We start from the raw sequence: 24,064 nt of genomic DNA, 5'->3' as shown, positions 1-24,064 counted from the left end.
CCGCCCCACCCGTTCGAACCCCCTCCCCCCTGTCCCCGTCCTTCCCCCTGGAGTCCTCCGTGTCCGCACTCAGCGTGGAGCTGCTGGCCGCCGATCCGTCCCCGATCACCGACGCGGGCAACACCCGCCTGGCACTGGCCGCCCTGGCCGGTATCGCCGTCATCGTGCTGCTGATCACCCGCTGGAAGGTGCACGCCTTCCTCGCCCTGACCATCGGCTCCGGTGTGCTCGGCTCCGTCGCGGGCGCGCCGCTGGCCAAGACGATCACCAGTTTCTCGACCGGCCTCGGCTCGACCGTGGCGAGCGTCGGCACCCTGATCGCGCTCGGCGCGATACTCGGCAAACTGCTCGCCGACTCCGGCGGCGCGGACCAGATCGTCGACACGATCCTGGCCCGTACCAGCGAGAAACGGCTGCCGTGGGCGATGGCCCTGATCGCGGGTCTGGTCGGCCTGCCGCTCTTCTTCGAGATCGGCATCGTGATCCTCATCCCGGTGGTGCTGCTGGTCGCCAAGCGCAGCGGCCAGTCGCTGATCCGGCTGGGCATCCCGGCGCTGGCCGGTCTGTCGGTGATGCACGGTCTGGTGCCGCCGCACCCCGGCCCGCTGGCCGCGATCGGCGCCATCCACGCCGACATGGGCATCACCCTCGCGCTCGGCGTGCTGGTCGCGATACCCACGCTCGCCATCGCGGGTCCGCTCTTCGGCCGGGTGGCCGCGGGCTGGGTGGACGTGACGCCGCCGGAGCGGATGACGCCCGCGCGCGCCTCCGACGACCTGGAGCGGCGGCCGAGCTTCGCCGCGACGACCTGCACGATGCTGCTGCCGGTGGTGCTGATGCTGGCCAAGGCCCTGGTCGACGTGATCGTGGACGACCAGAGCAGCCTGACGTACCGGATCTTCGACGTCATCGGTACGCCGCTGGTGGCGCTGCTGGCCGCGGTGATCGTGGCGATGTTCACCCTCGGGCGGGCCGCGGGCTTCAGCAAGGACCGCGTCTCCTCGACCGTGGACGCCTCGCTCGGCCCGATCGCGGGCATCCTGCTGATCGTCGGCGCGGGCGGCGGCTTCAAGCAGACCCTGATCGACTGCGGGGTCGGTCAGATGATCCTCGACTGGTCCAAGAGCTGGCACATCTCGGCGCTGCTGCTCGCCTGGCTGATCGCGGTGCTGATCCGGGTCGCGACCGGTTCCGCGACGGTGGCGATCATCTCGGCCGCCGGTCTCGTCGCGCCGCTCGCCGAGGGCATGTCGTCCTCGCACACCGCGCTGCTGGTGCTGTCGGTGGGCGCCGGTTCGCTGTTCTTCTCGCACGTCAACGACGCCGGATTCTGGCTGGTGAAGGAGTACTTCGGGATGGACGTCCCGCAGACCCTCAAGACCTGGTCGGTGATGGAGACGGTGATCTCGGTGGTGGCGCTGGGCTTCGTCATGCTGCTGTCGCTGGTGCTGTGAGGCGCTGACGTCGTGAGGCGTGTGGGGCGGCGGGCCGTACGGTCCGCCGCCCCACACGCGTGTGTCACCAGCGCGGCACGGGCGGCGTCCGCCAGTCCGGGTCCGCCCTGCGCATCGCGGCGGCGTCGTCGCGGTCGCGCATGGCCCCGTCGTCGTCGCGCCAGCGCTGGTGCAGCGCCTTGAGCGCGTCCTGGTCGAGTTCGACGCCGAGGCCGGGGAGGTCGCTGACGGCGAGGCGGCCGTCCTCGAAGACATGGCGGCGGGTGATGACGTCCTCGGTCTGCCACGGGTAGTGCGAGTCGCAGGCGTAGTCGAGGTTGGGCACGGTGGCCGCGACATGGGTCATGGCGGCGAGGCTGATGCCGAGGTGGGTGTTGGAGTGCATGGACAGGCCCACGCCGAACGTCCGGCAGATCGCGGCGAGTTGCTGCGTGTTGCGCAGGCCGCCCCAGTAGTGGTGGTCGGAGAGCACCACCTGGACGGCGCCGCGCGTGAAGGCGTCCTGGATCTCGGCGAAGGTCGTCACGCACATGTTGGTCGCCAGCGGCACGGAGGTGCCGCTCGCGACCCGGGCCATGCGGTCGGTGGTGCTGGCCGGGTCCTCCAGGTACTCCAGCACCTCGCCCAGCTCGCGGGCCACGTACAGCGAGGTCTCCACCGACCAGGCGCCGTTGGGGTCGAGGCGCAGCGGCCGGCCGGGGAAGGCGGCGGCCAGGGCGCGTACGGCGGCGATCTCCTCGTCGGGCGGGAAGACACCGCCCTTGAGCTTGAAGGAGCCGAAGCCGTACGTGTCGGCGAAGCGGCGGGCCTGGGCGACGACGCCTTCCGGGTCGAGGGCGGGACCCCAGTCGTCGGCCTCGCCCTGCCCCTCGGGGTGGGCGGCGAGCCGGTAGAAGAGGTAGGCGCTGTAGTCGACGGCGTCGCGGACCTTGCCGCCGAGCAGCGCGTGCACCGGCAGGCCGAGGTGCTTGCCGAGGGCGTCGAGGCAGGCCACCTCGAAGCCGGAGATGACCGACAGCCGCAGCTTGTCGGCGGTCTGCACACCGCGCAGCCCGCCGACGTCGACGGAGTCGGAGACGTCGGCGGGGTCGCCGCAGACCTCTTCCGCGAGGGTGAACAGCCCGTTCAGATCGCTGACCGTGTGGCCGGGCAGCGCGCTGGCCAGGGGCGCGGCGAGGCCGAGATAGCGGGTGTCGCCGTAGGTCTCGCCCACCCCGGCCGTACCGTCGGCGGTGACGACCTCGATGATGAGGCGGGGCGTGTAGGGCTGGTGGACACCCTGGGTGTTGAGCAGCGGCGGATCGGCGATGAGGATGGGGGTCAGCCGCACCTCGGTGATCACGAGTCCGGCGGAGCGATCTGCTGTCTGCATATGTGAATTACGTTCACCCATAAGTCCAGAGCGTAGGTGCGGCGACCACGGCCGTCAATGCGGCCTCCCGAGCGCGGATGTGACGGACGGGACGCGACGGGGAGAGCGAAGAGCTGGACGACATACCGACTGGTCGGTACGATCTCTGAAGCCACGACGGTGACGAGGAGACGGCATGAGCGATACCGACAACCCCCCGGGTCTCGATCTGGGCCGGCTGCGCGCCCATCTCGACCGGGAGCGGCCGGGGCTGGTCGGCGGCGGCCTGCGCGGCAAGCTCATCGAGGGCGGCCGGTCCAACCTCACGTACTGGGTCACCGACGGCGGCACCGAATGGGTCGTCCGCAGGCCGCCGCTCGGGCACGTCCTGGCCACCGCGCACGACATGACGCGCGAGCACCGGGTGATCAGCGCGCTCGCCGCCACCCCGGTGCCGGTGCCCGGCTCGGTGCTGCTGTGCGAGGACGGCGAGGTGATCGGCGCCCCGTTCTACGTCATGGAATTCGTCGAGGGCACCCCCTTCCGCACCGAGAGCCAGCTCAGGGAGCTGGGCGCCGAGCGGACCCGCGAGGTCGTGCTCGCGCTGGTCGACACGCTGGTCGACCTGCACGCGGTGGACCCGGCGGCGGTCGGCCTCGGCGACTTCGGCCGCCCCGAGGGCTATCTGGAACGGCAGTTGCGCCGCTGGGGCAAGCAGCTCGACGCCTCCCGCAGCCGTGAACTGCCCGGCATCGACGCGCTGCACGCCGCGCTCGGCGCGGCCCTGCCCGACTCCCCCGGCGGCGCCGTCATCCACGGCGACTACAAGCTGGACAACGTCCTGGTGGACACCGCCGACCGGCTCACCGCCGTGCTGGACTGGGAGATGTCCACCCTCGGCGACCCGCTCACCGACCTCGGGCTGCTGCTGGTCTACAGCGAGCCACAGATCGCCTCGGACTTCCCCATCCAGGCGGCGGGCGGCGCGCCCGGCCACCCCTCGGAGGCGGAACTCCTCCAGCGGTACGCCGAGCGGTCCGGCCGCGACGTGTCGACCGTCGACTGGTACACGGCCTTCGCCTGCTACAAGCTCGCCGTCATCTCCGAGGGCATCCACTACCGCTACACCCTCGGGCAGACGGTCGGCGCCGGATTCGACCGGATCGGCGGCATCGTCCCCCACTTCGTCGAGCGCGGCCTCGACCGGCTCCGGCGGCACGCCGAGCGGCAGGGCCGGCCGCGCCCCTCGCAGGACTCCCCCCGGAAGGAAGGCTGAGCAGCCATGGAATTCGCCTTCGACACCCGTACCGAGGAGCTGCGGTCGCGGCTGACCGCGTTCCTCGACGAGCACGTCTACCCCGCCGAGCCGGTCTTCGCCGAGCAGCGCGCCGTGGCCACGGGGGACGACCGGTGGACCGCGCCGCCCGTGGTGGAGGACCTCAAGGCCGAGGCCAGGCGGCAGGGCCTGTGGAATCTCTTCCTGCCCGGCGAGCACGGCGCGGGACTGACCAATCTCCAGTACGCGCCGCTCGCCGAACTCACCGGCCGCAGCCCCCACTTGGCCCCGCCCGCCCTCAACTGCGCCGCTCCCGACACCGGCAACATGGAAGTCCTCAGCGAATTCGGCACCCCCGCCCAGCGCAAGGAGTGGCTGGAGCCGCTGCTCGCCGGGGAGATCAGGTCCGCCTTCGCGATGACCGAGCCGGACGTCGCCTCCTCCGACGCCACCAACATCGAGACGCGGATCGTACGGGACGGCGACTCGTACGTGATCAACGGCCGCAAGTGGTACATCTCCGGGGCGATGAACCCCAAGTGCGCGGTCTTCATCGTCATGGGCAAGACCGACCCGGACGCCGAACGGCACCGCCAGCAGAGCCAGATCCTCGTGCCGCGCGACACTCCCGGCATCGAAGTACGGCGCGGCATGCGGGTGTTCGGCTTCGACGACGGCGACCACGGCGGTCACGCCGAGATCGCCTTCCACGACGTGCGCGTGCCCGCCGGGAATCTGATCGGCGAGGAGGGCGGCGGCTTCGCCATCGCCCAGGCCCGGCTCGGCCCCGGCCGCATCCACCACTGCATGCGGCTGATCGGCATGGCCGAGCGCGCGCTTGAACTCATGTGCCGTCGCGCCGCCTCCCGTGTCGCCTTCGGCAAGCCGCTCGCCGCCCAGGGCGTGGTCCAGGAGTGGATCGCCGAAGCCCGCGTCGAGATCGAGCAGTTGCGGCTTCTCGTCCTCAAGACGGCCTGGCTCATGGACACCGTCGGCAACCAGGGCGCCCACACGGAGATCCAGTCCATCAAGATCGCCACCCCCGTCGCCGTCCAGCGCATCGTCGACCGCGCCATCCAGGTCCACGGCGCCGGCGGCGTCAGCCAGGACTTCCCCCTGTCCCAACTCTTCGCCGCCGCCCGTAGCCTGCGGCTCGCGGACGGACCCGACGAGGTCCACAAGCGCTCGCTCGCCCGCCGCGAGCTGAAGAAGTACCTGACCCCGTAAGGGGACCACGCCCGCGCGGGGCGGTACGCCGGTGTCTTGAGCGGCCCACCGCGGAGGGGTACCTCCGCGGTGGGCGGCGCGCCGGTCTTTTCAGGGGCGCTGAGGGCGTTACGGCTGGACGACCAGCCGGCCGATCGTCGTGCCGTCCGCGACGCGTTGAACGGCCTCGGCGGCGCCGTCGAAAGCCACCCGCTCGCTCACGAGGGGACGGACGGCCCCGGAAGCCGCCAGCTCGCACAGCGCCTCGTGGGCCTGGCGGACCGCCACCGGATCGTGGGTGTTGTAGAGCCCCCAGTGGAGACCGAGGATGGCGTAGTTCTTGACGAGGGCGTGGCTGAGCGCGGGCGCGGGGACGGTGCCGCCGGCGAAGCCGACGACGACGATGCGCCCTTCGAAGGCGACGCACTTGGTGGACTTGGTGTAGGAGTCGCCGCCGACGGGGTCGAAGACGACGTTGGCACCGCGCCCGGCGGTGGCTTCCTTGACGACCGCGACGAAGTCCTCCGCGTGCCGGTCCACGACGATGTCGGCGCCGAGCTCACGGGCGGCCTCGGCCTTGTCGGGGCCGCCGACGACACCGATGACGGTGGCGCCCGCGGCCTTGCCGAGCTGGACGGCGGCGCTGCCGACACCGCCCGCGGCGGCGTGCACGAGCAGGGTCTCGCCGGGCCTGAGGGCGGCGCGGCGGTGCAGGGCGAACCAGCCGGTCTGGTAGCCGATGTGGAGGGCGGCGGCCTCGGCGTCGTCCAGGGCCTCGGGCGCGGGCAGCACCCCGGCGGCGGGGACGACGGCGTATTCGGCGAAGGCGCCGCGCGGCAGGGCGGCGGGCGTGATGACGCGGGCGCCGGTGTCCAGGTCCGTGACCCCTTCACCGACGGCGACGACCTCGCCGCAGAATTCCACGCCGGGCGTGAACGGCAGCGGCGGCCGGATCTGGTAGGTGCCCCGGCAGAGCATCGCGTCGGGGAAGTTGACCCCGGCGGCGCGTACCCGCAGCAGCGCCTCGCCGGGACCCGGCTCGGGGGTGGGGACCTCGTCGAGGCGCATCGCCTCGCGCGGCTCGCCGTTCTCGTGCACGCGCCATGCCTTCACGTCAAAGCTCCCAGCGGGTCAGTGCCGCCGCACCGAGTGCAGCAGCAGGTCGGAGAATTCGGTGGCGACCTGCTCGGCGGAGAGCGGGCCCTCCGCGTGGTACCAGGTGCCGAGGTGGTGCACGGAGCCGAAGAAGAAGTCGACCACGAGGTCGGGCCGCAGGTCGGCGCGGAAGTGGCCGCCGCGCTGGCCCTCCTCGATCAGGGAGCGGAACTTCTCGTGGTAGCGGCGGCGCTCGGCACGTACCGCCTTCTGCTTCTCCGGGGCGAGCTGGTGGATGGAGCGGAAGAAGATCTTGGTGTCGTCCAGGTTCTGGATGCTGGTGACGACGACGTCGGCGGCGGCCTCGGCGAGCCGGTCGGGCACGGCGGTGTCGCGGGCGGCGATGGCGTCGAGACGTTCGGTCTGGAGCCGCAGCACCCGGCCGTAGATCTCGTGCAGCAGATCGTCCTTGGAGCCGAAGTAGTGGTAGAGCGCGCCCTTGGTGACTCCGGCGGCCTCCACGATCTCCTGGACGGAGGTGCGGTCGTAGCCGCGCTCGGCGAAGAGCCGGGTGGCCTCGGCGAGCAGCCGCTCGGGTACCGCGGCGGTGCCGCCCTCGCCGGAGCCGCCGCTGCCGCCGCCCGTCGCATTGCGTGCCATGGCCTGACCTCTTTCCGTACCCACGTGCCCACGTATCCCCGTACCGACCTGCCGGTGAACCGATGTGGCGCCGTACCGACAAAGCGACGCGCGTTCCGGCCGGTAGGGAACCCTATCCGGCCCGGACCTTGAGTTCGCGCCGGAGGATCTTCCCGGTGGCCGTCTTGGGGAGGTCGCCGAGCACCTCGACCTCGCGCGGGTATTTGAAGGCGGCGAGCCGGTCCTTGCAGTAGGCGACGATCTCCTCGGGCCCCGCGGTGGCGCCGGGCCGCAGGCTGACGTACGCCTTGACGCTCTCGCCGCGGTAGGCGTCGGGGACGCCGACGACGGCCGCCTCGCGGACCGCGGGGTGGGTGTAGAGGACGTCCTCGACCTCGCGCGGCCAGACCTTGAAGCCGGACGCGTTGATCATGTCCTTCTTGCGGTCGACGACATAGAGCCAGCCGTCCTCGTCCATGAAGCCGATGTCGCCGGTCAGCAGCTCGCCGCCGGGCAGGGCCGCCGCGGATTCCTCCGGCCGGTTCCAGTAGCCCGGTACGACCATCGGTCCGGCGACGGCGATCTCGCCGGATTCGCCGAACGGCACCTCGGCGCCCGTGTCGTCCAGGATTCGGACCATCGTGCCGGGTCCCGGAACGCCGACGGCGAGGGTGCCGGACGCGGGGTCGACGGGGGCCTCGGTGCCGGGCGGGACGCTGGCGCAGGGGGCCGTGCACTCGGTGAGGCCGTATCCGTTGGCGAGGTAGAGGCCGCCGGAGCGGGCGCGGAAGCCCTCCACCACGGCGGGTGGCAGCGGCGCGCCGCCCGAGGAGATCAGCCGGAAGGACGCGAAGTCCGCGGCGTCGGCGTCGGGCCTGGCCAGCAGCGCCATGAAGGCGGTGGACGGGCCGACGGTGTACGTCGGGCGGTGCTCGCGGAAGGCGTCGAGCACCACGCCCGGCTCGAAGCGGTACGCGAGGACGACGGTGTGGCCGCCCGCCAGCCCCGCCGAGAGCTGGCAGACCATGCCGGTGATGTGGAAGAGCGGCGCGAGCGCGAAGATGACGGCGTCGTCGGCGAAGCCCTGGACGCGTACCTGCCGGTGGGCGTTGAAGGAGATGTTGCCGTGTGTGTTGAGCGCCCCCTTGGGCTTGCCGCTGGTGCCCGAGGTGTAGCTGATCAGCGCGATGTCGCGGGCGGCGGGCAGGGGGACGTCGGGGCGCGGTCCGGCCGCGGCGCGGGCGGCGGTGAGCACGTCGTCCGCGCCCTCACCGGCCTGGGCGGGCGGCCGTTCCCCGGTCAGTACGCGGCTGTCGTCGCGCGTCTGGAGGTCGAATTCGCTGGCGGTCAGCGCGATACGGACCGGCGAGTCCACGACGGTGGCGCGGACGTATCCCTGCCAGGCGCGCTCCGAGCAGAGGATCGCGGCGGCCCCGGCGTCGGTCAGGATGTGCGCCAACTCGCCCTGCTTGTACATGGGGTTGACCGGGATGACGGTGCCGCCCGCCTTCCACCCGGCGAGCAGGCCGACGACGAACTGCGGCACATTTTGCAGCATGACCGCGAGGCGGTCGCCGGGGGCGAAGCCGCGCGCGGCCAGATGCCGGGCCAACCCGTCGGAGAGGGCGTCGAGTTCGCGGTAGCTCAGCGCGCCGTCGAAGTAGGCGAGCGCGCGGTGGTCGGGTATCCGCGCGGCGACGTCGAGGAAGGTGTGCAGGACGGACGGCGGGTGCTCGGCGTCCTCGCGCTGCTCGTCGGTGAAGTGCTTGAGCCAGGGCTGGTCGGCGTAGGTGGTCATGCCGGTTCCCCTTCCCGCGCGGGGGCGTTGGCGGATTCCGTGGTCTGCCCGGCTCTCCCTGTGTCCTCGGCTTTCCCGGTGTCGTCGGCTCTCCCGGCCTTCCCCGCGCCCTCGGCTTTCACGGCGTCCTCGGCTTTCCCGGCCTTCCCCGCGCCCTCGGCCTGTCCGGCTTCCTTCGCCCGCAACTCCTCGTAGGTGCGCTGGAGTTTGTTCATGCCGCGGAGCCAGCGGTCGGGTTCCGCGGCGCGGGCCGCGTAATAACCGGCGACCTCGGGGTGCGGCAGGATCAGGAAGCGGTCGGCCGCGATGCCGTCGAGCACCGCCTGGGCGACGTCCTCGGGCTCGATGGCGTTCGGCGCGAGCACGAGGTCGCCCGCGACCCCGGTGGAGCGGAGCATCGCGGTGCGCACGCCCTGCGGGCACACCGCGTGCACGTGGACGCCGCGGTGCCGGTAGGTGAGCGAGAGCCATTCGGCGAAGGCGAGCGCGCCGTGCTTGGTGACCGAGTACGGGGCCGCGCCGATCATCGTCAGCAGTCCGGCGGCCGAGACGGTGGACACGAAGCGCCCCTGCCCGCGCTCCAGCCATTCGGGGAGCAGCGCGCGGGCGGCGCGGACGTGGCTCATGACGTTGACGTCCCAGGCCAGCTCCCAGGCGGCGTCGTCCGCCTCGGGGCCGCCGCCGGTGCCGACCCCGGCGTTGGCGCAGAAGATGTCGACGCCGCCGCCGAGCGCGGTGCGGGCGGCGGGCACGATGCCGGAGGCGTCGCCGGGGACGACGGCCGCGCCGATCTCGTCGGCGACCGCGCGGGCGGCGTCGGCGTCCAGGTCGTTCACCACGACCCGGGCGCCCTCGGCGGCGAATCTGCGGGCGAGGGCGGCTCCGATGCCGCCGCCCGCCCCGGTGACGACCACCCGGGCGCCGCGCACTGCTTCCACGACCACGATCGTGTCTCCTTCGACTCGACTCGGCTCCTTCGCATACTAAGCGGTCGGTCACACAATCCGGTAGTGCCGGGCCGGGGGGCGGGCCCCGGACGCGAGGCCCTGGGGCCCGGGCGCACGCCGTGTACGTAGCCGGTGCCGCCGCGTACGTAGCCGGTGCGTATTCAGCCGTCCGGGGGATGGACGACACCGACCCCTGTCGGGATGATGCGGGCGAACCACACCATCACGGCGTATTTCCAGGGGGGCACCATGGCCGTGACCGGCACCTCAGTGACCAGCACCTCAGTGACCAGCGTCCGGCCGTACTGGGACCTGACCTTCGACGCGGACGGCGACCCCGACCCCCGGCAGCGGGACGCGCTGCTGGAGGCGGTCGGGGACCGGACCGATGTGGTGGTCTTCTCGCACGGCTGGAACAACGACATCGCCACCGCGACCGCGCTCTACGACGGCTTCTTCGGCCCCTTCCCCGGCCTGCTGGCCGCCGCGCCGGACCTCCGCTTCGGCTACGTCGGCGTGCACTGGCCGTCGATGCGCTTCAGCGACGAGCCCATCCCCGATTTCCCGCGCACCTCCCCGACGCTCGCCGCGCCCTTGGCGGACGGCGCCGCCGCGTCGGGCGCCGCACTCGACCCCCTGACCAGGGCCGCGCTCGGCGAGGTCTTCCCCGGCAGCGGACAGACGCTCGACCGGATCGCGGAACTGCTGGCCGAGCGGCCGGAAGCGCCCGAGCGGCTGGACGAATTCGCCGCGCTGGTCCGTACGCTCACCGGACTGCCGCCGAGTCCGGGCGCGGCCGCACGGACTCCCGGCGCACGGGGTCCCGCCGCCTCAGGTCCGGCCGCACAGGGTCCCGGCGCACAAGGCGTCGCCGCCCAGAGCCTCCTCGCCGAGGACATGGGCACCGCGCCGGGCGCCGAGCCGCTCCTCTTCACCCAGGACGCCGTCACCACCTGCCTCTCACTGGCCGACGCGCTGGCGACAGCGGGCGCCGAGGTCGCCCCGGCCCAACCGGCCTCCGGCGAGGCGCTGTTCGGCGGGCTCGGCCGGCGCGTGTGGGACGGCGCCAAGGAGTTGCTGCGGCAGGCCACGTACTACGCGATGAAGCGGCGCGCGGGGACCGTCGGGCAGCGCGGGCTCGGGCCGCTGCTCGGGGTGCTGGCGCGCCGGGCGCCCTCGGTCCGGGTCCACCTGATCGGGCACAGCTTCGGCGCGCGGCTGGTGTCCTTCGCCCTGGACGGCATGCCGTCCAGCGTCCGGGTCTCGTCGGTGACCCTGCTCCAAGGGGCCCTCTCGCACTACGCGTTCAGCGGCCCGCAGCCCTTCGACGCGCGGGGCGGGGCGCTGCACGGCAGGCAACAGCGGGTCACCGGGCCCCTGGTGGCCTGCCATTCGCGGCACGACCAGGCGCTCGGCGTGTTCTACCCGCTGGCCTCGCGGCTCGCGGGTGAGGACGAGTCGCTGCTCGGCGACATCGCCCACGCGGGAGCGGATTTGCTCGGCTTCGGCGAACGCTGGGGAGCGCTGGGCCACGACGGCTTCCAAGCTCTGGACGGCGCACCGGAGTTGACCCTGGAGCGAGCCCTGGCCGGTGAGCTGCCGAGGACCGGCTGCGTCAGCGTGGACGCGTCCTCGGTGGTGTGCTCGGGCGGGCCGCCGTCCGGCGCGCACAGCGACATCTGCCACGAGGAGCTGGCCCGCCTGGTGCTGCGCGCCGCGGGCCGGGTCCCCGGCTGAGGACCCGGCCCGCGACTGTCACCGCGGACCGCTCAAGGGCTCACCCCTGAGCGGAACGCGTCACCGGTGTGACGGGAATTCCACCACCTGCTGGAAGGTGGGCCGGTTCTGCCACGCGATCCGGTCGTCCGTGACTCCGCCCAGCGGACGCTGGACGATCGAGTCGGCGCACCACTGGTCACCGGCGGAGCAGCCGCTGTCGTCGGCCGGGTAGACGGTGGCCGCCGGGACGGCCGCCGCCTGCTTCAGCGTGGACAGCAACATGTCGCGGCAGGCGGCCAGTTGGCCGCCGCCGCAGTACGTCTGGTCGAGCGCGCCCTGCACCGGCTTGCCGAGCACCTTGCGCAGATCCTTGTCGGCGTACGACCACCAGCCGTACTGGAAGGCGCTGCCCGCGTGCGAGCCGGTCGGCCCGTGTCCCGCGGACGGCGACTCGTCGATCGCGAGGTTCGCGGCCAGCGCGTTGTAGAGGTCGCTGCCGAGGCCGGGCTGGAACTCGCCCGCGATCAGCAGCGGCCACCACGCGTCCATCACCCGTACCGCGTCCGCGTTGGCGTACGTGTGCGAGCCGGGCGAGGTCTCGTGCCGCTTGGTGCCCGCCGTGCTCCACGCCTCCAACTGCTGTACGGCGGTGGCTTCCTGGGGATCGGTGACCGGTGCGCTGTGGATCACCTGGAGCAGGTCGGGCAGGACGTCCTCACCGCGCAGGTCGGTGAGCGCCGCGTCCGCCATGGCCTTGGTGAGCGCGGCGCGGGTGACGCCGCCCGCCTGGGTGAGCGCCTTCACCCGGTCCTCCAGCAGGTCGGCGCGGTGCACGGAGCCGTTGCCGAAGCCCGCCGAGGTGTACCCCTTGGCCTGCTTGTTGTTCCACGACACGTAGTAGTCCTGGTCGACGGACTGTGGATGCTGCGCGGGCGGGGTGTAGGAGGCGGTGTTGGTCACCGGGTCCCAGCCGCGCCAGTCGTAGGCGGCCTGCGCCCACACCGGGAACGACGGGTCCACGCCGTCCGCCCTGACCGGGTTGGTGCCGCTGTTGTAGTACGCGGTGTGCTGGGAGTCCGCGTAGAACCAGTTGAAGGTGTAGTTGATGTCCTGCGTCGCCCGTTGGAACGAGGCGGCGTCGTGCACGAATCCGGGGTCGTTCAGCTCCTGGAAGCCCAGGATCGAGTCGGCCTCGTGCCGGTACGAACTGCGCAGCGCCGTATAGGCGACGGCCTTGCCGCCGACGGTCGCCCGGTACTGCACCGGGCCGTACGCCGTGCGCCAGACCTGCATGCGGTACGAGCCCGCCGCCGTGGAGTCGGCGACGGTCGGCGACCAGGAGTTGGTGCGCTCCAGCTTCTCCATCGGCACGCACGCGCCGTGCAGCACATAGTGCGTGGAGTCCTGGCACAGCTCCACGGCGTAGGTGTCGGTGACGTCCTGGCTCGCGGAGGTCGCGCTCCAGGCGTAGTCCTGGCCCCGGCCGAGTTCCACGTACATGCCCAGGCCCGCGAAGGACGCGCCGCGCGCGCTGATGCCGGGGCCCTGCAACTCCTGGAGCATCAGCAACTGTGGCGCGAAATAGCCGGTTTGCGGACCGAAGACGGCGACCGGGTGGCCGCTGGCGGTGTGCGCGCCGCTGACCACGAGAGCGTTGGACATTCCCTTCTTCGTGGCGTCGCCGGAGAAGAGGTTGCTCGGCAGCACTCCGGGGCTCTTGGTGGTGGCCTGCTTGGCGCCGCCGGTCGCGTCGTAGACCAGCGGTTCCGGTACGACCGAGCCGGCGTCGGGCAGCGCCTGGCCCTTGGCCTGCGCGGGCTTGCCGGCGTACGGGAAGCTGCTGCCGTCGTGCACGGTGGGCGTGGCCTCGGGGTCGTCCCGCTCGCGGAAGGACTCCCAGACCTTGGTGCCCTCGGCGACCCCGTACTTCTGCTGCGCCGCCAGCAGCGACAGCGCGGACTCCACCTCTCCGCCGCCGCCGGTGCCGAACAACGCGCCGATCACCGAGGCGAGCGCGATCATGTCGGTGAGCTGGAACGGGTCGATCGTGCCCGCGTTGGTGATCGCGTCCATGTGCCCGGTGAGGACGTACTCGCCGGGGAAGTAACGGCCGTTCTTGGACTGCGTGATGTAGGCGTTGATGCCGTCGACGTACGCCTGCGCGTCGGCGAGCGCCTGCTGGCCGCGGGCGCCGCCGCTGTTCGCCAGCCGGGTGACCTGGTCCTGGAGGTCGGCCTCGGTGTACGGGGCCTGCCGCCAGAACTCCTGCTCCAGGCCGCGGTTGGCCGCCGCGCCGCCCGCGAACGACGACAGTTCGCCGCGTCCGACGTGCCGGAAGAGGTCCATCAGCCACAGCCGGTCCTGCGCCGCCGCGTATCCGGCGCCGTACTCCGTGCCCTGCCTGGTCGTGCCCTTGATGTGGGGGACGCCCGTCGCCTTGTCACGGGTGATCGTCACGTCCGAGCGCGGGCTGATCACCGAGGCGACCTGGCCCGAAGGGACGCCGAAGGACGAGCTGTTGAAGAAGTTGCTGATGGTCGCGTCGGTCAGCCCTGGGTATCCGTCGGCGAGCGACGAATACGGTCCGAGCTGGTCAGAGGTGTGCGCGGGGCGTGTCCCGAGCACCTTGTTCGCCAGAATGTCCGCGAGCGTGGCGTTGCCGTTCTCGCCGGGCGGCAGAATGTCAGAGCACTGTCCCGCGCAGTAGTCGCCCGAGTTGTCCGCGGCGTGCGCCGCCAGCGGCAACGGGGCCACCAAGGTGGCCCCGAGCGCCAGCAGCGCCGCGGCTGTCGCCGTTCTCCACTTGCCGATCCTGCCCAGCTTGCCGATCCGTCGTGGGGTCCGCAGCGGCATGTCTGCTCCTTCCGGATACCAGTCCCCGGACGTTACCGCCGGTACCTCCTTCCCGGAAGATGAACATGCGTCAGCTTTTCACTTCCCCCACATCCCGCCGCCCCCGACTCCCGCAGCCGCGGGGGCGCGTTGGGGTGAGTGGGGGCGCGTTGGGGTCGGCGGGCACGCGTCGCGTTCAGCGGGGCACGCCGGGAGCAGCGGCGCGCGTCGCGGTCAGCGGGGGCGCAGGACGAAGACGCCCCAGCCGAAGTAGCGCTTGCCGTAGGTGAGATGGCCGCGCCGCTGGTGGTCGAGGAATTCGCGCATGGCCGGTACGTCGGGGTGGTCGGCGGGGGTGCGGCGGAGCCATTCGGAGATCGCGAACCACTGGGGCGCGTAGTAGCGGTCCCAGTTGTCGCCGTCGGCCAGCACCATTTCGACCAGGTCGACGCCCGCCGCCTCGAAGCGGTCCAGGGTGCCGCTGAGCGACACGAAGTCGTCCGGCTCGGTGCCGAGTGCCTCGTACGCCTCCTCCGGAGGTGTCTCGTGCCAGTACGGCTCGCCGATCAGCATGAGTCCGCCGGGGCGCAGGGCGGGCCGCAGCAGCTCGATCGTGCCCGCGAGGCCGTCCCCGATCCAGGTGGCGCCGAGGCACGAGGCGATGTCGAAGGCGGCGGGCTCCGGCTGGTATTTCCCGGCGTCGCCGCGCTCGAAGGTCACGCTCTCCGAAACGCCGAATTCCGCGGCCCGCTCGCGCGCCGCCGTCAGGAAGACCTCGCTGAGGTCGACGCCGATACCGCCCGTGCCGTACCGCTTCGCCCAGCCGGCCAGCATCTCGCCCTTCCCGCAGGCGAGGTCGAGGTGCCGCTGCCCCTCCTTCAACCGGCAGATCTCACCGAGCAGCCGGAGCTTCTCCTGGCTGAGGGGGTTGAGGATGCGGTTGTCCGCCTCGGCGATCTCGTGGTGGCGCAGGCTCATGTGGCTCCTTGGCGGTGCTGGTCGTTCACAGGCGGGCTCGGGCGTTCGCGATGGTCCCCGATCGGGATGGCGGGTGCCACTCATTTTGGCCCGTCGGCTCCGCTCCATAGTGGCCGACGGCCGTCACCGGTCGGCGGGGGTCACCGGCCCGCGGGCGTCACCGGTCGACGGCCGCCACCGGTCGGCAGGCGCCACCGGCCCGCGGGCGTCACCGGCCGACGGGCGTCACCGCCACGGGGCCGCGGTCATCAGGCGTGACGGGTTCCGGGCGGTGACCGGGTCCGCCGAGGGGCTGGTCGCTACCCGCCGGTAGTGCGAGGATCGCGGCGCACGACGCGTGGCGCACGGCGGTACGAGCGGCGGAAGGCGGGAGCGGGCATGGCCCAGTTGCACGATCTGACGGCGGTGGAGCAGGCGGCTGCGGTACGTGAGGGGGCGGTGTCGCCGGTCGAGTTGACCGAGCACTATCTGGAGCGGATCGACCGGCTCGACGCGACGCTCGGCGCGTTCATCACCGTGACGCCGGAGGTCGCCCGCAAGCAGGCGGCGGAGGCCGAGGCGTGGGCGCTGGCCGCGCGGCGCGAGGGCGCGGCCGACGAACTGCCCGTGCTGCACGGCGTCCCGGTGCCGGTCAAGGACCTGAATCTGGTGGCGGGTGTGCGCTGCACCTTCGGTTCCGCGGCCTTCGCGGAGCACGTACCCGACGCCGAGGACCATGTGGCGGCCCGGCTGCGCAAGGCGGGCACGATCCTGCTCGGCAAGACCAACACCCCCGAGTTCGGGCTGCCCTGCTACACCGAGAACCGGCTGGCGCCGCCTGCCCGCACGCCCTGGGACCTGGAGCGGTCGGCGGGCGGTTCGAGCGGTGGCGCCGGGGCGGCGGTGGCGGGCGGCCTCGCGCCGGTCGCGCAGGGCAGCGACGGCGGCGGCTCGATCCGTATCCCGTCCTCGGTTTGCGGGCTGTTCGGCATAAAACCGAGCCGCGGCCGGGTGAGCGGCGGCCCCGTCCTGCACGACGTGAGCGGGCTCAGTACGTCGGGCCCGATCGCCCGTACCGTCGCCGACGCGGCGGCGCTGCTCGACATCCTCGCGGGCCCCGAGCCCGGCGCCCCGTACGGGGCGCCCGCGCTGCCGCCCGGCGAGACCTTCCTCTCCCACGCCCGCCGCGAGCCGGGGCCGCTGCGCGTGGTGGCGCTCGCCGATCCGCCGGTGCCCGGCGTCGCGCTGCACCCCGACTGCCGGGCCGCGCTCGACGGCGCGGCGGGGCTGCTGCGCGAACTGGGCCACGACGTGGACGAGATGGCGCTGCCGGTGGACGACTCGGTGCGGCAGGCGTTCAACGCGGTCTGGTCGGTGATGGCCGCGGCCCGGCCGGTCGCGCCGGGCGACGAGCACTTGCTGATGCCGCTGACCCGGCATCTGCGGGGGGCGGGCGGCAAGGTGTCGGGGCTGGACTTCGCGGGCGCCCTCTACGTCTTCCGCATGCTCGGCCAGCTCATCGCGGACGCGCTCCTGACGTCGTACGACGTGATCCTGACGCCGACGCTCGCGCAGCCGCCCGCCCTGGTCGGGGGCATGCGCGACGACGCGGACCCGACGGCCGAATTCGACGCGATGGCCGCCTTCACGCCCTTCACCCCGCTGTACAACGCGACGGGCCAGCCCGCGGTCAGCGTCCCGCTGCACTGGACGGACGCGGGGCTGCCGATCGGCGTGATGCTGGGCGGGCGGTACGGCGACGAGGCGACGCTGATGTCGCTGTCGGCGCAGTTGGAACGGGCCAGGCCCTGGGCGGGGCGGCGGCCGGAGGTCTGGTAGCGGCGCGGCGGCCGGAGCTCTGGTAGCGGCGCGGGAGCCGGGGGTACGGGATCGGCGGCCGGGCGGCGCGAGGGGCGGCCGACCGCGCCGGCGATTGACACCCGGCGGCCCCCGAACCATGCTGAGAGTCGCTGAGCAAGCGCTTAGAAACCCGTAGCGCGCCGTACCGGACCGCCCCTGGAGGCCACCCCATGTCGCAGCCCCGCATCTTCGCTTCGCCGGACGAACTGCGCGCCGCCGTCGGCGAACAGCTCGGCTGGACCGAGTGGCAGGAGATCGACCAGAAGCGGATCGACCTGTTCGCCGAGGCCACCGGGGACCACCAGTGGATCCACGTCGACGCGGAGAAGGCGGCGCTCGGCCCGTTCGGCACGACCATCGCGCACGGCTATCTGACGCTCTCCCTGATCCCGTCCCTCACCCCGCGGCTCCTGCTGGTCGAGGGCGTGAAGATGGGCGTCAACTACGGCGTGAACAAGGTGCGTTTCCCCGCTCCCGTACCGGTCGGCTCCCGGCTCCGCGCGACCGCCGAGGTCGCGGAGGTCACCGAGGTGGGCGGCGGCATCCAGCTCGTGACGAAGGTGACCATCGAGCGCGAGGGCGGCGACAAGCCGGTGTGCGTGGCGGAGACGGTGGCCCGCTTCTATCTGTAACTCTGCGGACGCGTTCGGGCGGCTGTCCGTGGACGCGTTCGCGCGGGTCGCGCCCTCAGGCCGTGGGCCGCACCATGCGCAGCACGAGGTCGGCGTAGAGCGCGCCGACCTCGTCCGGGGTCCTGCGGCCCTCGGGGTTGAACCAGCGGGCCACGTCGATGCAGAGCGACAGCACGGCGAGCGTGGTCCCGGAGACCTCGGGGACGTCGAATTCGCCCGCCGTCACGCCGTCCTTGATGATCGTGCGGATCGCGTCCTCGCTCTGCCGCCGCAGCGCCACGATCTCCGCGTGGTGCTCGGGGGCGAGCGCGCCCAGCTCGTACTGCACGACCCGCCCGGTCGTGTGGTGCTCGGCGTGCCAGCGGACGAAGGCGCGTACGGCGCTCTCCAGCCGTTCGGCCGGGCTGCCGTCGCCGTCCCTGGCCTCGGAGAGCATGGCGAGCGAGCGCAGGTGGCCGACCTTGCTGATCTGGTAGAGCAGTTCCTCTTTGGTCTTGTAGTGGATGTAGAGCGCGGCGGGGCTCATGCCCGCGCGCCCGGCGATGTCGCGGGTGGTCGTGGCGTGGTAGCCGCGCTCGGCGAACGCCTGCACCGCCGCGATCACCAGCCGCCTCGCGGCGTCGGGGCTGATGTCCCCCCACGCCTCGCCGGTTGTCGCCTCGACGCTCATCGCACGCTCCTCACCGCCGGTCACAGCCGCCACCCTATCGCGGGGCTGAGCAAGCGCTTAGATACTAAGCGGTCGCTCGTCACTTGTCGTGACCAGGGCAGGGGACGTCGGGACAGGACGTCGAAGTGGTACGGGTGCCGTACGGGGAAGCGGTACGGGTGCGCGGTGCGTGGAAGTGGTACGGGTGTCCGGGGAGTGCGATACGGGGACGCGGTGCGTGGAAGCGGTACGGGTGCGTACGGGTGCGCGGCCTGCGGTCAGAACGCCGATACGCCGGTCAGCGCCCGTCCGATCAGCAGCTTGTGTATCTGGCTGGTGCCTTCGTACAGTGTCATGACCCGCGCGTCCCGCAGCAGCTTGCCCGCCGGGTACTCGTCGATGTAGCCGTAGCCGCCGAAGACCTGGAGGGCGTTGTTGGCACAGCGCACGGCGGCCTCGCTCGCGTAGAGCTTGGCGACCGAGGACTCGGTGGCGAAGGGCAGCCCGCGGTCGATCAGGTCGGCGACCCGCCAGGTGAGCAGCCGGGCCGCGTCCACGTCCACCGCGATGTCGGCGAGCAGCTCCTGGACGAGCTGGCGTCCGGCGATCGGCGCGCCGAACTGCTCGCGCTCCCCCGCGTACGCCACCGCCGCGTCCAGGCACGCCTGGGCGATGCCGACACAGCCCGCCGCGACCGACATCCGGCCCTTGGCCAGCGCGGACATCGCCACGGAGAAGCCCTTGCCCTCGGGCGCGAGCATCGCGGAGGCCGGGACGCGGACGCCGTCGAGGACCAGCTCGGCCGTCGCCTGCCCGCGCAGCCCGAGCTTGCCGTGGATCTCTCGGCGGGTCAGGCCCGCCGTGTCGGTCGGCACCAAGAAGGCGCTGACGCCCTTGTGCCCCTCGTCGGCGCGACCGGTGCGGGCGAAGAGCAGGACGACATCGGCCCAGGTGCCGTTGGTGATGAACATCTTGCTGCCGGTGATCACGTACGAGTCGCCGTCCCGTACCGCGCGGGTGGTGAGATTCGCGGCGTCCGAACCGGTGCCCGGCTCGGTCAGCCCGAAGCAGCCGACCGCGTCGCCCGCGGTGAGCCGGGGCAGCCACGCGCGCTTGTGCTCCTCGCTCCCCCAGCGCGCGATCGACTTGGCGACCAGGCCGAGCGAGACCGAGACGATGCCGCGCACGGAGGAGTCGCCGCGGCCCAGCTCCTCGGTCACCAGGCAGTAGGCGAGGTGGTCGCCGCCGGAGCCGCCGTACTCCTCGTCGACGGTCAGCCCCAGGAAACCGAGCGCGCCGAGCTTCTTCACGATGGCGCGGTCCACGCTCTCGGCGCGGTCCCACGCCACCGCGTTCGGCGTGATCTCGCGCTCGGTGAAGTCCCTGGCCAGCTCCTTGACGGCGGCCTGCTCCTCGGTCAGCTCAAGGTTCACTGCGTCGTCACCGCATCCCACGATCGTCCGGACGATCCTTCGAAACTACCACCGCTAGTTTTTGGGCGGCAGGCTCTACTATGTGCCGCATGGCCCGCCCCCGCAAGCCCCTGCTCAGCCGCGACCGGATCGTCACGGCGGCCCTCGCCCTCATCGACGAGGAGGGTCTGGCGGCCCTGTCCACCCGGCGGCTCGCGGCCGAACTGGGCGTGAGCGGGCCCTCCCTCTACAACCACTTCGCCACCAAGGAAGCCATCCTCGACGCGGCGGCCGACACCGTCGTCACCCAGGTCGACCTGTCGATGTTCGGTGACGGCAGGGACTGGCGGCAGGCGCTGCTCGACTGGGGCCGCTCCTACCGCGCCGCCCTCACCGACCACCCGCACATCGTGCCGTTCCTCGCCGTCGGGCCCGGCCTGCGGCCCGCCGGGCTCCGGATGGCCGACGCCGTCTTCGGCGGCATGGTCGAGGCGGGCTGGCCGCCCGCCCACGCCACCCGGATCGGCGCCCTCATGCGCTACTTCGTCACCGGCTCCGCGCTCGGCTCCTTCGCGGGCGGCTTCGTCGGCGACGCGGACGTCTACGACCCCGCCGACTATCCGCACCTCGGCCAGGCCCACCTCCTCGCCAAGCACCAGCGGCAGATCGACAGCGGCGCCTTCGAGACGGGGCTGCGCGCGCTGATCGACGGTCTGGCCGTCCAGTTCGAGGCGCTCGCGGGCCCGGGAACCGCCCCGGCGTGAGCCCGGCAAGGGTGGCCTCCCGGCGGGAAATCCGGGGGCGGACCTGCCGCGCCTGCTGACAGGATGGCGCCATGTCAGAATCGGTCCCGCAGGGCCCCGAGCCCGACTTCGTCCAGGTCAACTACCGCAAATACGACGGCACTCTGCACTGGAATCTGCGGATGCGGCGGCTCGGCGAGGACGAGCACGGCGTATGGCTCGGCCTCCCCGGCTTCGGCCTGGTGCGCAAGGGCCACAACCCCCACGTCCCGATCCCCGAGGCGCACATCATCCTCTTCCCGCGCGACGCCTGGTGGACGGCGACCTTCAACGCCGCGCCCCGCCGCACCGAGATCTACTGCGACATCACCACCCCGCCGCGGTGGCCGTCCCCCGCCGAGGTCACCATGGTCGACCTCGACCTGGACGTCCTGCTCAAGCGCGGCGCCGAACTGCCGATCCTGGTCGACGAGGACGAATTCGCCGAGCACCAGGTGCGGTACGGCTACCCCGCCGATGTGATCGGCGCCGCCGAATCCGCCGCCGCGTGGCTGATGACGGCGGTGGCGGAGGGCACCGGTCCCTTCGACGGCACCCACCGGCACTGGCTGGCGATGGTCGACGGCGCGCAGGCGTAGGCGTACGCGTAGACGTCCGCCTAGACGTACGCCCAGGGACGCGCCCGCTGACAGCGGCGGGTGCGCGGTCCCGCGGGAATCCGGCCCGACCGACCGGTCAGAAGACCACCAGCGCCCGGCCGCCGCGCCCGGCGGTCATCGCCTCGAAGGCCGCCGGGATGCCGTCGAGCGTGATGCGGTCGGTGACCATGGCGGACAGGTCGAGGCGGCCCGCCCGTACGTGCTCGGCGAGCACCGGCAGATCCACGGCCGGGTCGCAGTTTCCGTACACGCAGCCGGAGAGCGTGCGGCCGAAGTAGAAGAGTTCCAGCGCGGTGAAGGTGACCTGCTGGTCCTGGCCGCCGATGCCGACCACTGTCGTACGGCCGCCGCGGCGCGTGGAGGACCAGGCGGTGCGGATGGTGTCGGCGCGGCCCACGCACTCGATGGCCGCGTCGGCGCCGAAGCCGTCGGTGAGCTTGCGGATCCGCTTGGCCGTGTCGTCCCCGGAGACGACGAAGTCGGTGGCGCCGGCCGCCCGCGCCAGCTCCTCCTTGGCGGGCGCGACATCGACCGCGATGATCCGCTCGGCGCCCGCGATCCGCGCCGATTGGAGCACGGCGAGCCCCACGCCGCCGACCCCGTAGACGGCGACGCTCTCGCCGGTACGGATCCGCGCCGAGTGGTGCACCGCGCCGTAGCCGGTGAGTACGGCGCAGCCGAGCAGCGCGGCGTCGGTGAGCGGGACGCCGTCGGGGAGCGGCAGGACCGCGCCCGCGGCGACCACGGTCTCCTCGGCGAAGACGGCGGTGCCCAGGCCCGGGTAGAGCGGGCTGCCGTCGGCGGCCAGCGTGGCGTACGGACTGGCGGCTGCCGTGGCGGAGTTGGCGCACAGCCAGGGCTCGGCGAGGCCGCAGAAGTGGCAGTCGCCGCAGGCTGGCGCCCAGTTGAGGACCACGCGGTCGCCGGGGGCGAGATGGCCGACGCCGTCTCCGACCGACACCACCGTGCCCGCGCCCTCATGGCCGAGGACGGCGGGTACCGGCTGGCGCAGCGTCCCGTTGGACAGCGACAGGTCGGAGTGGCACACGCCCGCCGCCGCCAGCCGGACCCGGACCTGTCCGGGGCCGGGGTCGGGCAGCTCGATGTCGGCGACGGCCAGCGGCGCGTTGACGGCGGGCAGGACGGCTGCGCGTACCACGAGGTCTCCTGGGTGCGGGGCTGCGAGCGGATCCGGATGCGGACGGATGCGGTCGGGGGCTGGCGGATGCGGACGGACGCGGGTGCGGGTGCGGACGAGCGGGCGTGAGCGGGGTGGGGCAACGGGCCGGTCGGACCGGGTCGGCCGGGGTGATCCCGGTCGACCGAGTCGGCCCGAACGGGTCGGGAGGGGCGAGCGGTTCGTGCGGTTCAGGCGGGTCGGGCGGTCCTGCGGTCCTGCGGTCAGAACTGGAGGGACTTGGTCTGGAGGTACTCCGCCAGCCCGTGCGCGCCCAGCTCTCGGCCGACTCCGGACTGCTTGTAACCGCCGAAGGGCGCCAGCGGGTTGAACCGGCCGCCGTTGATGTCGACCTGTCCGGTGTCCATCCGGCGGGCGAAGGCGACGGCCTCCGCGTCGTCGGCGCCCCAGACCGCGCCCGCGAGGCCGTAGACCGTGCCGTTGGCGATGCGCAGGGCGTCGTCCTCGTCCTCGTACCTGATCAGGGCGACGACCGGGCCGAAGATCTCCTCCTGGGCGATCGTCATACCGGGGTCGACGTCGGCGAAGACGGTGGGGAGTACGTAGTAGCCGGTCTCCAGTCCGTCCGGCGCGTCGGGGCCGCCGACGACGATCCGCGCGCCTTCCGCGGCGCCGCGCCGTATGTAGCCGCGCACCCGCTCGCGCTGCTTGGCGTTGACGACCGGGCCGAGCCGTTCGCCGGGTACGTACTTGGCGGCTGCCGCGGTGGCCGCCTCGACGGCTTCGTCGTAGCGCGCGGAGTCGACGAGGATCCGGGTCCAGGCGCTGCACGTCTGGCCGGAGTTGGCGAAGACGTTGGCGATGCCGACGTTGACGGCGCGGGCGAGGTCGGCGCCGGGGAGGATGACGTTCGCGGACTTTCCGCCCAGTTCGAGCGCGACGCGCTTGACGGCCGCGCCCGCGGTGGCGCCGATCTGCCGTCCGACCGCGGTGGAACCGGTGAAGGAGACCATGTCCACGCCGGGGTGCTCGGCGAGCGCCTGTCCGGCGACCGGGCCGAGGCCGGTGACCAGGTTGAAGACTCCGGCGGGGAGCCCGGCCTCGTCGAGGATCGCGGCGAAGAGCTGGGCGACCAGCGGGGTGTCCTCCGCGGGCTTGAGCACCACGGTGCAGCCCGCGGCCAGCGCGGGGGCGGCCTTGGCGACGACCTGGTGCAGCGGGTAGTTCCACGGCGTGATCGCGCCGACGACGCCGACCGGCTCCTGGAACACCCGTGAGTTGCCGACCTGTTCCTCGAAGCCGTACCCGGCGGCGAGCGCGGCGAAGCTGCCCATGACGGCGGTGGGCATGTCGGTGTGGACGGCGGCGGCGAAGGCGGGCGGGGCGCCCAGCTCGGCGGCGACGGTCGCGGCGATCTCCTCGCGGCGCGCCGCCATCAGGTCGCGTACCGCGCCGAGTATCGCGCCGCGTTCCGCGGGCGGGGTGGCCGCCCAGCCGGGCAGGGCGGCGCGCGCGGCGCGTACGGCCTCGTCCACGTCCTCCGCGGTGCCCGCGGGCACCTGTCCGATGACCTTCTCGGTCACCGGGTTGACGACGTCGATCCGGCCGCCGCCCGCGGCGGGGCGCCACTTCCCGCCGATGTACTGGGCGTCGCGCGATGTCACCAGGTCCTGTGCGCCCTCTGCCGTACCGTCCAC

Annotated in this window: 18 protein-coding genes and 1 pseudogene; 8 read left to right on the top strand and 11 right to left on the bottom strand. The window is 72.6% G+C overall.

Annotation, left to right across the window (positions count from 1 at the left end; translation table 11 throughout):
• The first annotated feature begins 59 nt into the window (after positions 1 to 59).
• The gene (locus tag ACIQCJ_RS28765) at positions 60 to 1,454 is read left to right on the top strand and encodes a gluconate:H+ symporter (protein WP_401725139.1); all 1,395 of its coding nucleotides are present in this window, start codon (positions 60 to 62) and stop codon (positions 1,452 to 1,454) included.
• 64 nt (positions 1,455 to 1,518) lie between these two features.
• Here ACIQCJ_RS28765 and ACIQCJ_RS28760 read toward each other — a convergent pair whose 3' ends face one another.
• Positions 1,519 to 2,826, bottom strand: a complete 1,308-nt coding sequence (locus ACIQCJ_RS28760; RefSeq protein WP_402712984.1) for a glucarate dehydratase family protein — start codon at positions 2,824 to 2,826, stop codon at positions 1,519 to 1,521.
• A 175-nt stretch (positions 2,827 to 3,001) separates the two neighbouring features.
• Here ACIQCJ_RS28760 and ACIQCJ_RS28755 point away from each other — a divergent pair, with 175 nt between their 5' ends.
• Both ACIQCJ_RS28755 and ACIQCJ_RS28750 read left to right on the top strand, forming a co-directional pair.
• Positions 3,002 to 4,081: a phosphotransferase family protein gene (locus ACIQCJ_RS28755; protein WP_402712983.1), complete on the top strand. Its 1,080-nt coding sequence runs from the start codon at positions 3,002 to 3,004 to the stop codon at positions 4,079 to 4,081.
• Between the two features lie 6 nt (positions 4,082 to 4,087).
• Entirely contained in the window at positions 4,088 to 5,308 is a 1,221-nt protein-coding gene (locus ACIQCJ_RS28750; protein WP_402712982.1) for an acyl-CoA dehydrogenase family protein, read from the top strand.
• 108 nt (positions 5,309 to 5,416) lie between these two features.
• On the opposite strand, the gene ACIQCJ_RS28745 is transcribed toward ACIQCJ_RS28750, so the two are convergent.
• The 4 genes and pseudogenes from ACIQCJ_RS28745 to ACIQCJ_RS28730 all read right to left on the bottom strand — a co-directional run.
• Positions 5,417 to 6,400, bottom strand: a complete 984-nt coding sequence (locus ACIQCJ_RS28745) for an NADPH:quinone oxidoreductase family protein (RefSeq protein WP_402712981.1) — start codon at positions 6,398 to 6,400, stop codon at positions 5,417 to 5,419.
• An 18-nt stretch (positions 6,401 to 6,418) separates the two neighbouring features.
• Entirely contained in the window at positions 6,419 to 7,042 is a 624-nt protein-coding gene (locus ACIQCJ_RS28740) for a TetR/AcrR family transcriptional regulator (protein WP_355333369.1), read from the bottom strand.
• Positions 7,043 to 7,154: 112 nt separating this feature from the next.
• Positions 7,155 to 8,819 carry an AMP-binding protein gene (locus ACIQCJ_RS28735; RefSeq protein WP_402712980.1) on the bottom strand — a complete coding sequence of 555 codons (1,665 nt, stop codon included), beginning with the start codon at positions 8,817 to 8,819 and terminating at the stop codon, positions 7,155 to 7,157.
• A 176-nt stretch (positions 8,820 to 8,995) separates the two neighbouring features.
• Positions 8,996 to 9,757: pseudogene (locus ACIQCJ_RS28730) on the bottom strand (SDR family oxidoreductase); the annotation flags it as partial.
• Positions 9,758 to 10,036: 279 nt separating this feature from the next.
• Between ACIQCJ_RS28730 and ACIQCJ_RS28725 the strand changes: the two are divergent.
• On the top strand, positions 10,037 to 11,503 hold the full coding sequence (locus ACIQCJ_RS28725) for a serine-threonine protein kinase (protein WP_402712979.1): 1,467 nt from the start codon (positions 10,037 to 10,039) through the stop codon (positions 11,501 to 11,503).
• A gap of 60 nt (positions 11,504 to 11,563) precedes the next feature.
• Here ACIQCJ_RS28725 and ACIQCJ_RS28720 read toward each other — a convergent pair whose 3' ends face one another.
• Positions 11,564 to 14,338 carry a penicillin acylase family protein gene (locus tag ACIQCJ_RS28720; RefSeq protein ID WP_402712978.1) on the bottom strand — a complete coding sequence of 925 codons (2,775 nt, stop codon included), beginning with the start codon at positions 14,336 to 14,338 and terminating at the stop codon, positions 11,564 to 11,566.
• 213 nt (positions 14,339 to 14,551) lie between these two features.
• Positions 14,552 to 15,295: an SAM-dependent methyltransferase gene (locus tag ACIQCJ_RS28715; RefSeq protein ID WP_402712977.1), complete on the bottom strand. Its 744-nt coding sequence runs from the start codon at positions 15,293 to 15,295 to the stop codon at positions 14,552 to 14,554.
• 378 nt (positions 15,296 to 15,673) lie between these two features.
• Between ACIQCJ_RS28715 and ACIQCJ_RS28710 the strand changes: the two genes are divergently transcribed.
• Both ACIQCJ_RS28710 and ACIQCJ_RS28705 read left to right on the top strand, forming a co-directional pair.
• Positions 15,674 to 17,113: an amidase gene (locus ACIQCJ_RS28710; protein WP_402712976.1), complete on the top strand. Its 1,440-nt coding sequence runs from the start codon at positions 15,674 to 15,676 to the stop codon at positions 17,111 to 17,113.
• A gap of 191 nt (positions 17,114 to 17,304) precedes the next feature.
• The gene (locus tag ACIQCJ_RS28705) at positions 17,305 to 17,766 is read left to right on the top strand and encodes a MaoC family dehydratase (RefSeq protein WP_355333385.1); all 462 of its coding nucleotides are present in this window, start codon (positions 17,305 to 17,307) and stop codon (positions 17,764 to 17,766) included.
• Between the two features lie 55 nt (positions 17,767 to 17,821).
• On the opposite strand, the gene ACIQCJ_RS28700 is transcribed toward ACIQCJ_RS28705, so the two are convergent.
• Together ACIQCJ_RS28700 and ACIQCJ_RS28695 are read right to left on the bottom strand one after the other, a co-directional pair.
• Entirely contained in the window at positions 17,822 to 18,436 is a 615-nt protein-coding gene (locus tag ACIQCJ_RS28700; RefSeq protein ID WP_355333387.1) for a TetR/AcrR family transcriptional regulator, read from the bottom strand.
• 257 nt (positions 18,437 to 18,693) lie between these two features.
• Positions 18,694 to 19,848 (bottom strand): acyl-CoA dehydrogenase family protein, encoded by a 1,155-nt coding sequence (locus ACIQCJ_RS28695; protein WP_391048517.1) that lies wholly within the window; start codon positions 19,846 to 19,848, stop codon positions 18,694 to 18,696.
• Positions 19,849 to 19,937: 89 nt separating this feature from the next.
• Between ACIQCJ_RS28695 and ACIQCJ_RS28690 the strand changes: the two genes are divergently transcribed.
• Both ACIQCJ_RS28690 and ACIQCJ_RS28685 read left to right on the top strand, forming a co-directional pair.
• Positions 19,938 to 20,591 (top strand): TetR family transcriptional regulator, encoded by a 654-nt coding sequence (locus tag ACIQCJ_RS28690; RefSeq protein WP_391161271.1) that lies wholly within the window; start codon positions 19,938 to 19,940, stop codon positions 20,589 to 20,591.
• A 71-nt stretch (positions 20,592 to 20,662) separates the two neighbouring features.
• Entirely contained in the window at positions 20,663 to 21,208 is a 546-nt protein-coding gene (locus ACIQCJ_RS28685; protein ID WP_355333394.1) for a DUF402 domain-containing protein, read from the top strand.
• A 97-nt stretch (positions 21,209 to 21,305) separates the two neighbouring features.
• Here ACIQCJ_RS28685 and ACIQCJ_RS28680 read toward each other — a convergent pair whose 3' ends face one another.
• Both ACIQCJ_RS28680 and ACIQCJ_RS28675 read right to left on the bottom strand, forming a co-directional pair.
• A complete protein-coding gene (locus tag ACIQCJ_RS28680) occupies positions 21,306 to 22,388 on the bottom strand; it encodes a zinc-binding dehydrogenase (RefSeq protein ID WP_391048521.1) in 1,083 nt (360 codons plus the stop codon).
• Between the two features lie 242 nt (positions 22,389 to 22,630).
• On the bottom strand, positions 22,631 to 24,031 hold the full coding sequence (locus ACIQCJ_RS28675; RefSeq protein ID WP_402713087.1) for an aldehyde dehydrogenase family protein: 1,401 nt from the start codon (positions 24,029 to 24,031) through the stop codon (positions 22,631 to 22,633).
• Positions 24,032 to 24,064: the final 33 nt, after the last annotated feature.

This window comes from Streptomyces sp. NPDC093221 (genome assembly GCF_044753885.1).
Lineage (GTDB): Bacteria > Actinomycetota > Actinomycetes > Streptomycetales > Streptomycetaceae > Actinacidiphila.
The sequence above is the reverse complement of the archived record's forward strand: the minus strand, read 5'-3'. Positions and strand labels throughout refer to the sequence as shown.

Bases quoted from the DNA above. Each gene is read 5' to 3' on its own strand.
- ACIQCJ_RS28700 (WP_355333387.1), bottom strand. From the start codon at position 18,436: ATGAGCGTCGAGGCGACAACCGGCGAGGCGTGGGGGGACATCAGCCCC.
- ACIQCJ_RS28750 (WP_402712982.1), top strand. From the start codon at position 4,088: ATGGAATTCGCCTTCGACACCCGTACCGAGGAGCTGCGGTCGCGGCTG.
- ACIQCJ_RS28690 (WP_391161271.1), top strand. From the start codon at position 19,938: ATGGCCCGCCCCCGCAAGCCCCTGCTCAGCCGCGACCGGATCGTCACG.
- ACIQCJ_RS28740 (WP_355333369.1), bottom strand. From the start codon at position 7,042: ATGGCACGCAATGCGACGGGCGGCGGCAGCGGCGGCTCCGGCGAGGGC.
- ACIQCJ_RS28715 (WP_402712977.1), bottom strand. From the start codon at position 15,295: ATGAGCCTGCGCCACCACGAGATCGCCGAGGCGGACAACCGCATCCTC.
- ACIQCJ_RS28720 (WP_402712978.1), bottom strand. From the start codon at position 14,338: ATGCCGCTGCGGACCCCACGACGGATCGGCAAGCTGGGCAGGATCGGC.
- ACIQCJ_RS28760 (WP_402712984.1), bottom strand. From the start codon at position 2,826: ATGCAGACAGCAGATCGCTCCGCCGGACTCGTGATCACCGAGGTGCGG.
- ACIQCJ_RS28735 (WP_402712980.1), bottom strand. From the start codon at position 8,819: ATGACCACCTACGCCGACCAGCCCTGGCTCAAGCACTTCACCGACGAG.
- ACIQCJ_RS28710 (WP_402712976.1), top strand. From the start codon at position 15,674: ATGGCCCAGTTGCACGATCTGACGGCGGTGGAGCAGGCGGCTGCGGTA.
- ACIQCJ_RS28755 (WP_402712983.1), top strand. From the start codon at position 3,002: ATGAGCGATACCGACAACCCCCCGGGTCTCGATCTGGGCCGGCTGCGC.
- ACIQCJ_RS28685 (WP_355333394.1), top strand. From the start codon at position 20,663: ATGTCAGAATCGGTCCCGCAGGGCCCCGAGCCCGACTTCGTCCAGGTC.
- ACIQCJ_RS28705 (WP_355333385.1), top strand. From the start codon at position 17,305: ATGTCGCAGCCCCGCATCTTCGCTTCGCCGGACGAACTGCGCGCCGCC.